Source organism: Chryseobacterium sp. GW821-FHT04C04 (assembly GCF_059420365.1).
Genome location: NZ_JBWKTO010000002.1, coordinates 130,842 through 147,050 on the forward strand (window position 1 = coordinate 130,842; position 16,209 = coordinate 147,050).

General features: G+C 30.7%; 15 protein-coding genes. All 15 read right to left on the reverse strand.

Annotated features, from left to right (window positions below):
• Positions 1–2: 2 nt before the first annotated feature.
• Positions 3–1,121 carry a polysaccharide biosynthesis C-terminal domain-containing protein gene (locus tag AC07UM_RS06735; RefSeq protein WP_494681783.1) on the reverse strand — a complete coding sequence of 373 codons (1,119 nt, stop codon included), beginning with the start codon at positions 1,119–1,121 and terminating at the stop codon, positions 3–5.
• Position 1,122: 1 nt separating this feature from the next.
• Complete coding sequence (locus tag AC07UM_RS06740; RefSeq protein WP_494681784.1) at positions 1,123–1,545, reverse strand: WxcM-like domain-containing protein; 423 nt, start codon at positions 1,543–1,545, stop codon at positions 1,123–1,125.
• 11 nt (positions 1,546–1,556) lie between these two features.
• Entirely contained in the window at positions 1,557–2,591 is a 1,035-nt protein-coding gene (locus tag AC07UM_RS06745) for a polysaccharide biosynthesis protein (RefSeq protein ID WP_494681785.1), read from the reverse strand.
• Between the two features lie 9 nt (positions 2,592–2,600).
• On the reverse strand, positions 2,601–4,409 hold the full coding sequence (gene asnB / locus AC07UM_RS06750) for an asparagine synthase (glutamine-hydrolyzing) (protein WP_494681786.1): 1,809 nt from the start codon (positions 4,407–4,409) through the stop codon (positions 2,601–2,603).
• Between the two features lie 4 nt (positions 4,410–4,413).
• Complete coding sequence (locus tag AC07UM_RS06755) at positions 4,414–5,178, reverse strand: AglZ/HisF2 family acetamidino modification protein (RefSeq protein WP_494681787.1); 765 nt, start codon at positions 5,176–5,178, stop codon at positions 4,414–4,416.
• Between the two features lie 6 nt (positions 5,179–5,184).
• Positions 5,185–5,799, reverse strand: a complete 615-nt coding sequence (hisH, locus tag AC07UM_RS06760) for an imidazole glycerol phosphate synthase subunit HisH (protein WP_494681788.1) — start codon at positions 5,797–5,799, stop codon at positions 5,185–5,187.
• Positions 5,796–6,941 (reverse strand): N-acetyl sugar amidotransferase, encoded by a 1,146-nt coding sequence (locus AC07UM_RS06765; protein WP_494681789.1) that lies wholly within the window; start codon positions 6,939–6,941, stop codon positions 5,796–5,798. The genes hisH and AC07UM_RS06765 overlap by 4 nt, the downstream gene beginning before the upstream one ends.
• Positions 6,942–6,950: 9 nt before the next feature.
• A complete protein-coding gene (locus tag AC07UM_RS06770; protein WP_494681790.1) occupies positions 6,951–8,435 on the reverse strand; it encodes a right-handed parallel beta-helix repeat-containing protein in 1,485 nt (494 codons plus the stop codon).
• Between the two features lie 66 nt (positions 8,436–8,501).
• On the reverse strand, positions 8,502–9,611 hold the full coding sequence (locus AC07UM_RS06775; RefSeq protein WP_494681791.1) for a glycosyltransferase family 4 protein: 1,110 nt from the start codon (positions 9,609–9,611) through the stop codon (positions 8,502–8,504).
• A 1-nt stretch (position 9,612) separates the two neighbouring features.
• Entirely contained in the window at positions 9,613–10,551 is a 939-nt protein-coding gene (locus AC07UM_RS06780; protein ID WP_494681792.1) for an NAD-dependent epimerase/dehydratase family protein, read from the reverse strand.
• On the reverse strand, positions 10,548–11,261 hold the full coding sequence (locus AC07UM_RS06785; protein WP_494681793.1) for an FkbM family methyltransferase: 714 nt from the start codon (positions 11,259–11,261) through the stop codon (positions 10,548–10,550). Before AC07UM_RS06785 ends, AC07UM_RS06780 begins: the two co-directional genes overlap by 4 nt.
• A gap of 118 nt (positions 11,262–11,379) precedes the next feature.
• A complete protein-coding gene (locus tag AC07UM_RS06790; protein WP_494681794.1) occupies positions 11,380–12,576 on the reverse strand; it encodes a glycosyltransferase family 4 protein in 1,197 nt (398 codons plus the stop codon).
• A 2-nt stretch (positions 12,577–12,578) separates the two neighbouring features.
• Positions 12,579–13,655, reverse strand: coding sequence for a non-hydrolyzing UDP-N-acetylglucosamine 2-epimerase (gene wecB / locus AC07UM_RS06795; RefSeq protein ID WP_494681795.1), 1,077 nt, complete (start codon positions 13,653–13,655; stop codon positions 12,579–12,581).
• Positions 13,627–14,940: a hypothetical protein gene (locus AC07UM_RS06800; RefSeq protein ID WP_494681796.1), complete on the reverse strand. Its 1,314-nt coding sequence runs from the start codon at positions 14,938–14,940 to the stop codon at positions 13,627–13,629. The genes wecB and AC07UM_RS06800 overlap by 29 nt, the downstream gene beginning before the upstream one ends.
• Positions 14,937–16,202: a lipopolysaccharide biosynthesis protein gene (locus AC07UM_RS06805; RefSeq protein WP_494681797.1), complete on the reverse strand. Its 1,266-nt coding sequence runs from the start codon at positions 16,200–16,202 to the stop codon at positions 14,937–14,939. Before AC07UM_RS06805 ends, AC07UM_RS06800 begins: the two co-directional genes overlap by 4 nt.
• Between the last annotated feature and the right edge of the window lie 7 nt (positions 16,203–16,209).

Below are 16,209 nucleotides of genomic sequence, written 5' to 3' on the forward strand. Positions count from 1 at the left end.
ATTTACACATTTAAAAAATAGGTATCTGAATCCTCAGAATTAAAAGGTTCATTGATCCAAAAAATTGTATATAATTCTTCTTCTCCTATATTCTTAATATTATGAGTGTACCAGATAGGCATATCTACGTAAGCTGGTTCACTTCCATCCAGATAAAAACCCAATACTTCATCTGTATCAATTTTTCTCAGCTGTATCAGAGCTTTCCCTTTTATTACAGCAAATCTTTCTATTTTTCTGGTATGAAAATGATTTCCTCTGGTAATTCCGGGAACTGTTGTAGAAAAAGAGCATTGCCCACCAATTCCTAAACGGATTACTTCCACAAAAGCACCTCTCTGATCTACATGTTGTGTAAATTTTACAGGGTAATGATCTTTAATCTCAAAATAACACCTGAAAGTATTAAACAGATTTAAATCAAATTTGGTTTTTAATTCCGGTATTTCTCCATTATCAAAATAAAGTTGTTTAAAATTCTCCAATTTCTCCAGTACTTCTGAAACTTTATTGACTGAAGTATGGGAAACTTCATATAATTCTCTGGTTTCTCCAGTTTGGATATTATTAATAATTTCCTGAACAAGCTCTCCTACATAAATAAGTCTGACTTCTCCATCATTATCAATACTTGGAGTTTCTCCATGAGTAAGTTTATGACAAAATGTTGCTATAAAGGAATTATAATTAGGTTTACCAAAAGGCCCAAAAACGTTTGGAATGATCATACCGGTAAATGTACCTCCAGATATTTTTGCCCATTCAGAAAATAGTTCTCTTCCTTCTTTTTTAGATTTTCCGTAGAGATTATCTTTTTCTTCCTGAGAAGAAGATGAAAACAGAATATGAGCTTTTGATCCCGTCCTTTCCAAAGAAGCTATAAGTTGCTTAACCAGATTGATATTATTATTAAAAATAACCTCCGGATCGGAATGACGATTCATTGCTGCCAAATGCACAATGACATCACATTGCTTTACAAAATGGTCTAATTTTTCTGAGTCATTGAAAAATTCTTTTTCAAAATCAATTCTTTCAAATTCTTCAGGAGTCAGACCTAAAGTATTGTATAAATGAGATCCTACAAACCCATTCTGTCCTGTAATTCCTATTCTTTTCATCTTATAAATTTTCAAAATAATCTATAGGAAAACGATAATCATCATCTATTTCTCCTAAAGAATAATTTGCCATTACTAATAGTTTTGAGCCTTCTTCGTCGGCTTGGATAGCACTTGCATATCCACTTGGAATATGAAGTACATCAAATTTCCCTGCATTTAAGCGATATTTTAAAATTTCCGATCTTTTATACGGTACAACCCAATCATCAATTTTAATCAGTTTAATTATAAAACTTCCCTGTAATGCAGAAAACCAGCGCTGCTCAATTTTATGTCCCGTCCAGCCTCTTATGAATTGTAGATCGGTATTTTCTATACAATATATTCTCTTGATTTCAGAAGCATCAAAATTATTATTAAAAAAAAGACTTCCCCTATCATCCGAATATTTTCCTCCTTCAAAAACTTCTGGTATCTCCATCACATTATTTTTTAATCAGGATATTGCATTACATCTTCTCCCAATACTTCTTTCCGTATGAGAGGAAGTTTCAACAACAGCTTTTTCATTCCCTCCACATCCTGCTGTTCTGTATTGTGAGAATGATAATCTTCAATTTTCGATATATCTTCTAATCCTTCAGAAAAATACTGTGCATAATTCAAGTCTCTGTTATCTGCAGGAATTCTATAGAAATCCCCCATATCTTGAGCTTTCAGCATTTCTTCACGGGTACACAATGTTTCATATAGCTTTTCCCCATGCCTTGTTCCTATTATTTTAACAGGATTATCAGCCTTAAACATTTCTTTTAAAGCCTGTGCCAAATCACCTATAGTCCCTGCCGGAGCTTTGTTAACAAATAAATCACCAGGGTTTCCATGCTCAAAAGCAAACAATACAAGATCTACAGCCTCTTCAAGAGACATCAGAAACCTGGTCATATTAGGATCTGTAATGGTTATTGGGTCTCCATTTTTAATTTGTTTGATAAACAGAGGAATTACGGATCCTCTTGAAGCCATTACATTTCCATATCTTGTAAGGCAAACTATTGTTTCTTCAAGATTTCTTGACGCTGCTACGGCTACTTTTTCCATCATTGCTTTGGAAATACCCATTGCATTAATAGGATAGGCTGCCTTATCCGTACTTAAGCAGATTACTTTTTTTACTTTATTTCTGGCTGCCGCATCAATAACGTTTTGTGTTCCTTCCACATTCGTCTTTACGGCCTGCATTGGGAAAAATTCACATGATGGTACCTGCTTCAGTGCTGCTGCATGGAAAACATAATCCACCCCCCTCATTGCGGGTTCAATACTATTATAGTCTCTTACATCACCGATATAGAATTTCAGTTTATCATTTTTAAACTGATTTCTCATATCATCCTGTTTTTTCTCATCACGAGAAAAAATTCTGATTTCCTTAAAGTGATCTGTATTTATGAATTTTCTTAAAACAGCGGTACCAAATGAGCCCGTTCCACCAGTAATAAGAAGTATTTTATTGTTAATTTGCATTTTTTTACTTTAATTCGTTATTTTCATATTAAACACGTCTTCCCAGATTGCAATATTATATAACTTCCATTGCATTTCTCTGTTCTTTAATTTCTTTATTTTTTTTGAATAAAGTTCCTTTATAATTTTTGACTGATTTATTTTTTCTAAAATTTTATCAGAATATGGCCACCATTCATCTGTAGGTGCTTCAAACCCGATTTTTCTTTTTCTCCATGTAATTGCATCCGGCAATTTACGATCCATACTTCTTCGAAGGATATATTTTGACCATCCCTGATGAATTTTAAAATGATTATTTATAGATAGACATGTTTCTACAAATTTATAGTCTAAAAATGGTAATCTGGTTTCCACCGAGCAAGCCATTGAATTTTTATCTTCAAATCTTAGCAATTCCGGAATCTGAGCCCAGAAAAGTTCTATTCTCTGCATTTTAAATATATCAGAATAGGATTTTGTCAGATCTTTCATTAAGGTAAAATCAATGCCCTTTCTATATTTTGTTTTTAAATTTCTTCCTCTAAATAATATTCTTAACTTTCTAATAAAGAATACACTGAAATATAGATAGGAAAGTATACCTTTCAGCATAGAAATATCGTAGTGACTTCTGACCTTGAGTAAAAAGTTTATGTTTTTAGACAGATTATGATTTCTGATATACGCAGCAGTATAACGGCTATAACCGAGTAAAATTTCATCAGCACCCTGACCATCTAAAAGTACTTTGATATCTGATCTGTGGGTTTCATTCATAAGGAAATGCTGCATATAAATGGAGAGCCCCTGAAAAGGTTCTTCCTGCGTAGTAATTACCTTCAGCATATTTTCTTCAAAAACTTTTTTATCAGGATATATTAAATCTTGATTCAAGTTCAAATGGTTGGAAACAATTTTTGAATAGCTGCTTTCATCATTCCCTGGATTTTCTGAACCAACAGAAATTACATTAAGTTTTTGGCCTGTATTTGCTGAAAAAATATCAGAAGCAACAGCTGCCAAATAAGAGCTATCCAATCCTCCACTTAAAGCCGTTCCAATTTTCACATCAGATCTTAATCTTAATTTTACAGACCTTTCTAACTCTTGCTGGAACAATTTTATAGACTCATCTAAATTCAATTCTGATATTTTCTTACAAAAAGAAATATCATAATATCTGTATATTTCAAAAGTATTTGTATCTAAACAATATATTAAATTATGGGATCCTTGTAGTTTATAAATATTTTTAAAAAAAGTCTCATGAGTCTGCTCTGTAAGATTTACCGCAATAAACTGAACCATAACCTGTATATTCACTTCATTTATGGGTTCTATTTCAAGAATAGGCTTTATTTCAGATGCAAAAATCATTTTCTTTTCATCTGTATAATAATAAAAAGGTTTTACCCCAAAGCGGTCACGTGAACAGAATATTTTATTTTTTTCTGCATCATAAATGGCGAAAGCCCACATCCCATTAAATCTTTCCACACATTTTTCACCCCAGAAATCATAAGAAGCAATCAATACTTCTGTATCAGAATTGCTTGAAAAAGAATAGCCTTCCTTTTCCAACTCATCTCTAAGCTCTATATAATTATAAATAGCCCCATTGAATATAAGGACTTTATTATTTAACAAAAATGGTTGATTTGCAGAATTGCTTAGGTCAATAATAGCAAGCCTTCTGTGACCAAACCCAAAGTTCTTTTTTATATAGAAACCTTCGGCATCCGGCCCTCTATGTAACATCTTATTGGTCATTTTGGATAAAATTTCCTTAGTTACAGAAGTTCCATTCTTATATATTATTCCTGCTATTCCACACATATAACTATTTTTGCCTTATTGCTTCTTTTTCATCAAAAGAAGGATAGTTTATTAATACGGCCTTGTATACTCCTTTAAATACAAATAAACTACCTGCAGCTACCCCAATAATCCCATGCTTATCTACAACTTGCTTTATATCATTCAAAGAACCGGCTCCTCCTAGAACTGTAAGCGGTAATGAAATCTTTTCTCGCACTTTATCAATCAGCCCCATATCATATCCTTTCATAACACCATCCTGATCGATTGAATTGATAATAATTTCACCAGCCCCTAATTTTTGAGCTTCTTCTGCAAATTTAAAAGGATTAATCCCTGTAGATTTTTTACCATTATGAGTATAAACCTCATAACCTCCAAACAGCTTTTTCTTCACGTCTAATACAACGATAACACTTTGTGCTCCTACCCTTTCTGCAATTTGAGTAATTAATTGAGGGTTTTGTAGAACAGCAGAAGAAAGTGCAATTTTCTCTATTCCAAGGCCAAAAATTCTCTGTGCTTGTTCTACTGTTTTTACTCCACCGCCATAGCAAAGAGGCATTCTCGATTGATTGGCTATTCTTTCAATTAAACTATAATTGGGTTCTAATCCCTTAGCTGTAGCATCAATATCAAATATAGCAAGCTCATCAACTTCTTTTTCATTGAAAATTCTTACCGCATTGATAGGATCTCCCACATACTTGGGGTTTTTAAAATTGACTGTTTTTACAAGCCCATTATCTTGAATAAGAAGAGATGGTATAATTCTGGGTCTTAACATAGACTCTTAAAGTTTTGCAAAATTGTGTAATAAAATCTCACCATAATGGTGGCTTTTCTCCGGATGGAATTGTATTCCGTATTTATTTTCATGATGTGCTGCTGAAGCAAACTCTCCACCATATTCAGTTACAGCCATAATATCTTCTGCATTATTGCATTGGAAATAATAAGTATGAAGAAAATAGAAAATAGAATTATCTTCCAATCCTTTGAATAATTCAATATCTTTTACAGGTTTAACATCGTTCCAGCCCATATGTGGAAGCCTTGTCGCCTGATTAATTTTTGTTTCATCAAATTTTTTAACAGTAGCATCTATCCACTTCAGTCCTTCCATATTACCTTCGTCACTATTATTCGCCATCATTTGCATTCCTACACAGATTCCTATAACAGGTACTCTATGGTTTAGAACTAAATCATCAAGCTTATCTCTCATCCCTGAATTATTCAGCTGAGTCATTGCATGATCAAAGTGTCCTACTCCCGGAAGAATAAGTTTTTGAGCTCCTTCCAGATCTTCTTTTGTTGTGGCAATTTTAACAGGAACATCTACTCTTTTGTAAACATTTACAAAAGCATTGATATTACCTACACCATAATCTATAATTGTTATCATCTGAATAGTCTCTTTTCTAAACCTAGCTTTTGCATTGCCTGAGCACCAAATTTGATGATACCCATTTTATTTTTATAATCTTTGTACGTTTTATTTTCCCCTTCAAAGATTTGCTGTAACTCTTCTTTTGTTAAATCTAACTTATTGGCAACATATTCAAACTCCTTTTGTAGGAATTCTTCAGATAATTCTGGTCTTGAAACCCGGTCTAACGCCTCTTCGCGTGTCATTTGACCTGTTAATATCAAGGAAGAGAAATGAGCTTTCCTTTTTTGATACCCGAACTTTCTTGGTAGCCAATAATCTTCATAGAAACGAGTAAATCTGGACTCATGGTGTTTATGTTGGAATGGCTCCCAACCAAATTTCTCCATCAAAAGAGTTTCCGCTTCCTTTTTATTAAATGGCACTAGATTTAATGGTTTAAAAACTTCCATTCCATAAACATATTTATAGTATATCTTGTAGGACAGAATATCAACAAGTGGAAATGTTTTGAGTGGCCTCTTACCAAATTTTGAATGAATATCTTTTACTAAAGTAGTATCAATTCCCGGAAATCCGCCCCATTCTTCCGGTTCTCTGCAACACTCTGTAGAGAAATTACTTCCGGTAAGTACATAGTTGATTTTATTTTTTTTGGCAAACTTATATAAACCCGAAAAGAATGCATAATCCTGAGGCAAATCCTGATCAGAAATCTGAGATTTTAGAAATGCAATCTGTAAATCTTTCATTTCCTCCCAATTGATTACTTCAGTGTATAGATCAAGGTTCAAACCATTAATCAATTTTTCAATATTCCCTACTGCTTTATCTGTATTCCAACCTGCATCAACGTGAAAAATCAAAGGACGAATTCCCATAATTTCCTTTGCTACATAAGCAGCATAAGAGCTATCTAACCCACCGCTCAAACCGATAATACAATCAAAATCTTTATTTTTTGATGTTTTCTTTATTTTATCAGCAATCTTCATCAACTCGTCATATCCTCTTTCATCTGTATGCCAGTTGGGTTCAATATTTTCTTTAAAATTAGTATAATAATCACTTTCACCCTTTTCATTAAAAATAATGTTGGGATCTGTAGTGTCCATTATTGTTTTTGTACATATCTGGTACGGTCTCGTTTGTTCCATTATGAGTGCTTATTTCTTTTCAACTTTATTATTTCGTGAAATATTTGTATTTTCTTCTACTTCCCGAAACGCCACATTTTCATTAGTGAGAGGGGCCTGAGAACTCCTCCTAATAGTATTATTTACAAAAGTATTATTTTTAATTTTATTTTCTATATTTTGTTCTTTTCTGTTTGTTCCTTTAAAGAATAATAAATCTTTATCAGAAACTATTATGTTATTTTCTATTTTAATATTTTTCCCTGTAACCTGATTCAAATAAGTTTTAATTTTCCATTGACTCTTTACGTATTCCAATCCGGTATTCTCAAACCTTCCTTTAAATACGACTTCACCAATATTTTCAAAACGATTTCTATCCACCAACACGTCATTTACATTAACAAACAATATAGCAGACCTTCTTGTATTTTTGACAAAGTTAGAATTAAAATTAGAATTAAAACTATAGTCATTAACAAACCCATACATGTACGATCCATCTATAAGATTATTTTCAACTCTGGCATTTATGGCACAACTAATTGCTATAGCTCCTGCTCCAAGACTTTCGGTTTGATCAGAGTTTCTGAGTGTATTATATACTTTGTTTCCTCTTACTTCAGAATTCATTGATTTCATTAGATAAATTCCCATCCCTTTTACTGTTCGCTTATTTCCTATTTCTCCTATGTTTCTGATTTCGTTATCCAGTATTTTAGTACCTGTAAGAGAAATATCTGTGTAAGCTGATTCATAAGAAATGATCCCGTAGTTTAAACAATTGGAAACTTTATTTGAAGAAAATGTATTATTCTTTCCATGTCCGATAATACCAACACCAATCTTTAGTATATTATTACCATCAACTTCATTAAGTGTAATAATGTTATTCTCATGAAAGTAATCATTTCCTGAATATCCCAAAAGAATTCCAGCTTCATCTCCAATTTCCTTTATATACATTGCTGGATGGGATATATGATTTCCCTTGATAAGGCTATTTTTACATCCCTTTTTGCTAAAAGATAAGAAAATAGGTATACCGCTTATTTTTTCAAAAGAACAATTAATAACTTTAGAGTTCTCAGTATCACTCAACTGTACTCCAAATCCGGTATAAAAATTAGTAGTAGACTGGCCATTTCCAATAAATCTACCATTCTGAACTATACAATTATCATTTAAAATCAAAAGAATTCCCTCATCCCTAGCTGTCATAGTAATTTGTGATCCTTTAGTAAATTCTAAAGTCGTATTGTTTCTTTTAGAAACTAATGTTTTATCTATAACAAATTTACCATCTAAAATAATTTTTAAATATTCAGATTCGTTATGAGCAAGAGCTTGTTGAATCGTTAAGTAATCATTTTTTCCAGGCTTTATCCTTATTTCTTCTATCTGCTGTTGTTTTGTCTGTGCTTGAACAAAAGATATTTTTTCAACTAAAAATATACACACTAGAATAGTAAGATATTTATATAAAATCTGGCTTTTGTAACAGTTAATTTTCATTGTAAAATTTCAAATTATTTATAAGCAATAGACCTAAACATTGTATTAACCTTTAAAATTTATTTTTTAAGGGTTAGTTTTTTCTACGTTATTAAAAAATATTGATTTTAATGAATTTTGATAGATCTCAGTTCTATATTTTTCAAGGGCCTCATCTCTATTATAAAAAGCTATTCTTTCTAAATTTTCTTTTTCTAATATAACTTTTCTTAATGATTCAGTAAGAGATGAAACCGACTTTTTCTCTACCATAAAGCCATTTTTCTCATCCTTAAAAATAAAGGGAATTCCACTATGATTACTTGTTATCACTACACAACCAGTAGCATAGCCTTCTAAAATACTTATAGGTTGTCCTTCAAAGGGATAATAAGTGGGTAAACAAAAAACATGACTTTCACAATAAAGTTTTCTTTTCTCGGCACCGTCAATAAACTTTCCTAAATATTTTAATCCTTCGTTATCAGCTATTTTATTCAAAAAATTTTTTTCACTCTCATTATCTTCAAAACCTCCGACAAAACTAATCTCAAGTTGCTTTTGCTCTCTTGGGTTTAAAGAAAGGTACGCATCAACTAACTCATCATAACCCTTCCCTGGGATCAGATTACTAAGAAATAGAATTTTAATACGCTGTAAATCGTTGAATTTTCGTTTTATTTCATGATCATCAACAAAAAGAAAATCTTCAGCAAAGTTTGGAACAATATGTATCTTAGATTCAGGTAATACTTTTTTAAAAGTATCAAAATTGGCTGGTCCTTCAACAAAAACTCCTGCTAATTTTTTCATAAAATTAGCATTCATATTTTTTTGCCATCCTGTTTTGGATAAAATCTCTTTCATCCCTGCCCCTCCTAACATGTGTATATAAGTTTTGTGTAAATCCTTTTTACACAAATTATAAATTATCAGATCTCGCATATTGCCGGCAAATGATTCAGCCAATGAAATATAAATTAAATCATTATTTTTTCTATTTCTCCTAACTTCTTTTAAAATTTCAAAAATTTCAAAAAGTCGGTGAAAGGAATTAGCCCCATTTTTTAAGCTAGATTTACTTAAATTAACAACCTTTACATCATGTTGGTCAGCCAAAGCATCCAAAAAGACTTTTGAAGCTTTACTTTGTCCATTAATAGGTGGAGGTATTGGTGCAATAAACAATATTTTCATTCTACTTTTCTTTATTAATCCACTCCCATACTTTAGTAAGACCTTCTTCAATAGATGTTTCTTTAGACCAAGATATGTCCTTATTCAATTTTGAGATATCAAGAACATTATATTCACAATCAAAATTACGTGAAGATTTATGGTTTAATTGGAGTTTTTTTTCTGTAATTTTTTCTATTTTATTTAATACATCCTTGATAGAATAACCTTCATTGCTTCCAACATTATAAAAGGACACTTCTCCTGGCGTAGAATCATTTGTAAAAAATTTCCACACAGCATCAGCTAAATCATCAACATAAATGAAGTCACGAATCACCCTCCCATCATCATATAAATCCAGAATAGTATTATTTTTTATAGATTTGAGGGCATATCCTATGATACCTTGAGGTTTTACAAGATTTTGATAAGGCCCGTAAACATTTGAAGGTCTCAGAACCACGGTTTCATACGGTTTACCTTTTGTAATATATTCTATATATTTTTCGGCAATTGATTTTGACAACCCATAATTGGAAATTGGTTTTTGATAATGATTTTCCTTAACGGGCTCGTGATCAAGTATATCACCATATATAGTACCTCCTGACGAAAGATATATAAATTTCTTAAGGTTCATAAAGCTTCCAGCCTTTTCTAAAAACTTAACTATCGGTGATACATTTAGAGAAAAATCATCTACTAAACTTTCATCTTGTGTAGAAGGTACGGAAGCATGAACAAGCCATATTACATAATCTGCATTTTCAGCTATATTTAGAAGTTCTTTCGTATGATGTATATCTACTGCAGCAAATTCAATATCAGAATTTACTTTATCAACCTTCTTTATGCTATGATCAGCAACAATAACTTTATATCCTTTATCAGCAAAGTATGATGTGAAATTTTTCCCTACAAATCCATTCCCTCCTATTATAACTACTGTTTGCTTCATATTTTATTTTTTATAAATGATAATTCTTCCATTCCATCGGAAATTCCAAATAATTTATATCCATGTTTATTTAATGTATTCAAGAGTTTATTGGTTTTCTCTTTACCGTCATTAAAAAAACGTTCATGAATTTCAATTAATATCTGATCAATTTCTGCTGGTGCAGATAATATACTATCAATAACGCTATATTCTGACCCTTCAATATCTATCTTCACTATATCTATCCGCTTATGTCCCAATTCTTTTACTATATCAGAAAGAGATTTCATTGGGACCCGTAATTTTTTCTTTTCATCTACATTGATTTGATTAATCACACTTCCAGAAACATAATCATCATTTTTAGGAAGTAAAAATTCTACAATTCCTGATTGCTGATCAATTCCAAAAGAATGAAAAATAAATTTTTCCGGATTTTCTCTGTTCTTTACCCATCTGATAGACTTTGGGGTAGGATCAAAAGCAAAGACATTACAACCAAATTGTTTAATTAATGCTTCATCAAAGGAAATATCTTCACCAATTCCAAAAGAATAAACTATTGAATTCTCATTTAATGTTTTATCATAAACATAAAACCCTCCATAATCATTACCATACCACGTGTGGGGAATGGTAACATCTTTTTTAATATTGAATACCTTTCCTGTTAGAATATTGAGTTTTGTTGTTATTTTTATCTTAATTCTACGTATTTGATTGATCATGGTTATTTTTTATTAAGCACACAAGTTACAATTTTCCAATATCAAAAATCCAATCATTATTTTAATTTTAGGATTTTTAACCATGATCATTTATTTGTCAACAAACAAAAATTAATAGCTATTTTGAATGAAATTTTTTATACTCGTCTATCATTATATCAGTAAATTGTTGTGCAATAGGAACAAAATTATAATTATCCACGATGTTTTTTCTTGCATTTCGTTTGTAAATTTCAAATTCTTCTTTTTCCATATTTCCAAATTGTTCGATTGCCAATCTAAATTCAGATATTGATGATTGTGAAAATAATATCCCTTTTCTATTACTCACTCGAGAATTATTAATCTCGTTTTCTTCCAATACAACTGGAAGTTCACAAGACTGAACTTCAAAATAACTCATACTACATTGTTTAGGGAATATCGCAATATCAGCAATTTGATAAAATTTTGCAAGATCAAAATAAGTTTGAGTAGGAAATCTTATAATATCATTTTCAGATTGGGAGAATAATTTATCTACTTTTGTTCCATATTCATCTTTCGGAGGGTTTCCAATGATAACAAATTTCACTCTCTTTCCTTCAATATTTATTTTTTCTTTCAAACTCTCTGCCAAAAACTCTCCTCCTTTTGCTGGATCCATTTTCCCAGCATAGATAACAACAAAATCGGTGTTTTCAATTCCTAATTCTTTTCTAAATTCTTCTTTTATTTTAGAATCCGGTTTATAAAAATCTGTATCAGTACCAAAAGATAAAAGCTTAGTTTTAGAAAGTGGAATATTATAATGTTTCTGGACAAAATCAGTATCCACTACCCTTATAAGAGGAATATTATTTTTGAGAATAACTGGAGTAACGAATTTTCTATAAAACAACCTAAAAAAATCTCTAAATCGATTTTCGGAAGCCATTTCAAGCATATGACAATCTAAGACATAAGGAACATTCATTTTTTTATAATCCCAAAGAAGCTTCATTCCCATCACTGTATCTTCATTATGAATAAAAAGCACATCAGGATTTAAGGACTTTATCAATTTATGTAATCCAGGCTTATAAATGGCTCGTCCACTATAATAAGCATATAATGGATGTCTAATAATTTTAACGCCTGTTTCTTGTTCAAATTTTCTATCTTTTTCTTCTATATTATCTTTTCCAAAAAATGAAGTCAGAAAAACAGGTATTTTATCCAGTTCACCAGCAACAATAATAACCTCATGGCCTTGTTGTACCTGAAGTCTTGTAAGTAAATTTATTTGGTAACCCGCATTTGGATGTACGAAATCTTCAACATGTACAAATCTCATTTTTAATAATTTTGAAGTTCTCTTAAAATTAATTCTCCTGTTTTTCCATTCCCGTACAGCTCTTCATTAAAATCCTTTTTTATTGTATCTAAAAGCTTGTAATTACGCAGTATTTCATTTTTTTCTATTATAGACAATAAATTATATCCATAGTCTACTAATTCTGTCCATTCAGTCTCATCACGTAATGTTATGCATAATTTCTTGAAAAAATAAGCTTCCTTTTGAAGCCCCCCACTATCTGTTATAACATATTTTGCATGTTGTAAACACCAAATCATTTCAAAATATCCAAATGGCTCACAAAATAAAACATTAGGATATTCTTTTTCGTAGTCTGGCTTTAATTGGGATAAGAGAAACTTTGTTCGAGGATGAATTGGTAATACAATCTTAGTATCAAAACCAATTTCATTTAAAGATTCAAAAATAGTTAATAATTTTTGAGAATTATCTGTGTTATCAGCTCTATGAATAGTACACAGAATAAATTCTGAAGGGATTTCAAAATCAGGTTTACGACTTTTGGAGTCATAATGAATAGAGGCATCCAACATAATATCCCCTGTTTTAAATATTTTTTTATCCTCAAATTCATTAAAACCTTCTTTCGTAAGATTTTTCACCGCTGTATCTGTAGAACAAAAAAGAATGTTACTTACTCTATCTGTCAAGATTCTATTGATTTCTTCAGGCATTTTATTATTGAATGACCTAAGTCCTGCCTCTACATGTGCCAATTTAATATGCAACTTTGACGCAACCAAAGCTCCAGCTAGAGTAGAGTTTGTATCACCATATACTAAAATCCAGTCAGGATTTTCTTGTAAAGCAACTTTTTCTATTTCAGCCATCATCTTACCAGTCATTTCTCCATGAAATTTACTCTTTACCTGCAAGTTATAATTAGGTTTAGGTATATTCATCTCTTCAAAAAAGATATCTGACATATTACTGTCATAATGTTGTCCAGTATGAATAAGAACTTCTTCTACATCATTCTGTTCACTAATTATGCGGCTTAGTACAGCCGCTTTTATAAATTGAGGTCTAGCCCCTATGATTGTTAAGATTTTCATTTATATATGGATTATTTACCGATGTATTAAACATTAACATTAAAAATAAAAACAGTGCTCCCCCTGTAAACAGAGAAGAAAATAATGATGTATTAAGAATAGACATAATATATGGTATCAATGTTAACACCAAAAAAAGGAAATTATAATTTTTACTTATACGGTTAAAAACAATAAAAATTATAAATAATAAAACACTAGATAGTAATATTCCTAGATCCCCTACTGCAGCTATCCCATCTGTAGCCCAAAAATTAGCATTAGCATTCATATCATCTCCCCAATAATTAGTTCCAACCACTTGCCCAAGGCTTTTGCCTGAATATGGATAAGACTGGCTAATAAAGTTGATAATATTAATATGACTATAATAAGTATTAGGATGTGTTTCAAAAAAATAATGATAATGGAGTGTTAATGATCCACTATTTCCAATAGTACGCATCCAGAACAATGCTGTAACTACGTTAAAATCAAACATTAAAGTTATAAACATAAAGATAATCAAACCTATTCCCATAAAAGCAAAAGATGACTTCAAACTTCTGTTTTTAAGAGCCTTGTACATCGCATAAATTACAATTGGAAATACAAGTGCTGTTTTTGAAGCAATAGCCATATAAACGACAATACTTCCAACTAATCCTGTCAAAAAATATATTTTCTTCTTAGCAAACAATCCGTAAGCAAGACATACAGGTATATACATATATGCTAACCAGGATGAAATGTAAGCGGTAAAAATATCAGAACCAAGGTCTGATGTAGCAAAACGCTGATCATATACATCTTCAAAAGCAACTAGCTTTAGATTACTCCCATATTTAACAATCATGTACAATGTTGAAAAAATTGTAAGCAACAAAGTAACTTTAAAAAAGTCAATTCTAGATGGTAATACTATCTTAGTTTTAAAATTTACCCGATCAGCATAGAACAGCAAACACATCCCTATAAAGTATAAAAATTGAAGATAAGCTACATATAAATCATCACCATCAAAATCAATAAAATATGTTACCTGTATAGGTATGTAAAGTAAAAAGAAAATAAAAATGCAAATAAAAGCTGAAATTGTATTGACACCACGAAAGAAATAAATAGGCAAAACGGCCAAGGCATATGTATAAACCATAAATGTATAATTTACTAGCCTTGGTTCATTTATTTCAAATCCGGCATAACCAAAGAATGGATTAAGAAATGTAATATATCCTTGATAAAAAAAAACAGCGTATATCAGGGCTATACAATAATTAAAAGTCTTGCTCTCCAATATCTTCATAATCTCTTTTTTGAAAAATTATATGAATAGTATAAAAATACCATATTAAAAAATAAAGAATTAATACAAAATAATATCAAAGAATAGTAGGGACTTTTAAAAATAATGTATCCCAGATATATCATAATGATCCCTCCTATAGCCACTAAAATTTGAATTTTCATTAGTAACTTTTGTTTCTGTACTATATAAAATATACTATTTAAAGGAGACACTACAAATTCAACCATAAGTAAAACAGATAAAATCCTCGAGAAATAACCTGCTTGTAGCCATTGTTTTCCAAAAAACCACTCAAAAGCAAATGGTGATATAATGAAAATTATTGTGTAGATAGGAAATGATATTACTATTAACTTTTTGAATGTAAGTATATATAGCTCTCTACAATTGCCTTTTTCTCTAAATTCATCAATAGCATCATTTCTAAATACATTTGCTATAGAGCTTGTAATAACTATATTTGGAAGTCTTAACATTCTGTTAGCCATAGCAAAAAAACCTACTATAGTTGTATTATAAAGTATTGAAAAAATAATAGGTATAAATTGCTGGCTTGCTGTGAGAGATAGATCTGATAAAATCATGTACCTAGGGAAAGAACTATATTCTTTGGCAACAACTAACGATGGGAATCTAAAAAAGTCTTTGGTTATAATCTTTGGTTCTCGTAATAATAAAAATATGGAAGAAGTAATTATTCCTATAATCAGAGAAAAAATCATCCCAGACTTAATATGTAGAAATCCAAACAATAAGCTCATTAACACAGTAGAAATTACTTGAATTGCATTAGCTAAAGTTATTTCCTTATATTTTTTAAATCGTTGAAACCAATATTGAAGTCCTGAATATATTGCAATAAAAAAAATATACAGTGGCGCAAATAAAGATGTTCCTTCTTTTAAAAAACCTGTGCTATCTTCAAATTTAAAAACATTTTTTAAAAGAAAAATAATAAGCAAATAGCTAAACGATACTATAAAACCAATTTTTACAATTAATGAAAAAATATGGCGGGCTTTTTCGTTTTGTTCTGGTAAACCTATTGCAAACTCATATCTTCCTGTAGATAATACAGCAAAAAATACAGAAACACTAGTAAAAACCGACAACATACCAAAATCTTCGACAGAAAATAATCTGGACAACAAAGGTGAACTAGCCAAAACTATAAGCTGGCTAATAACAGTTCCCAATGCTAGTGTTGTAACATTTCTTACGAAAGGATTCTGTGTAATTTTATTAAATAAACTCTTCAAGACTGTA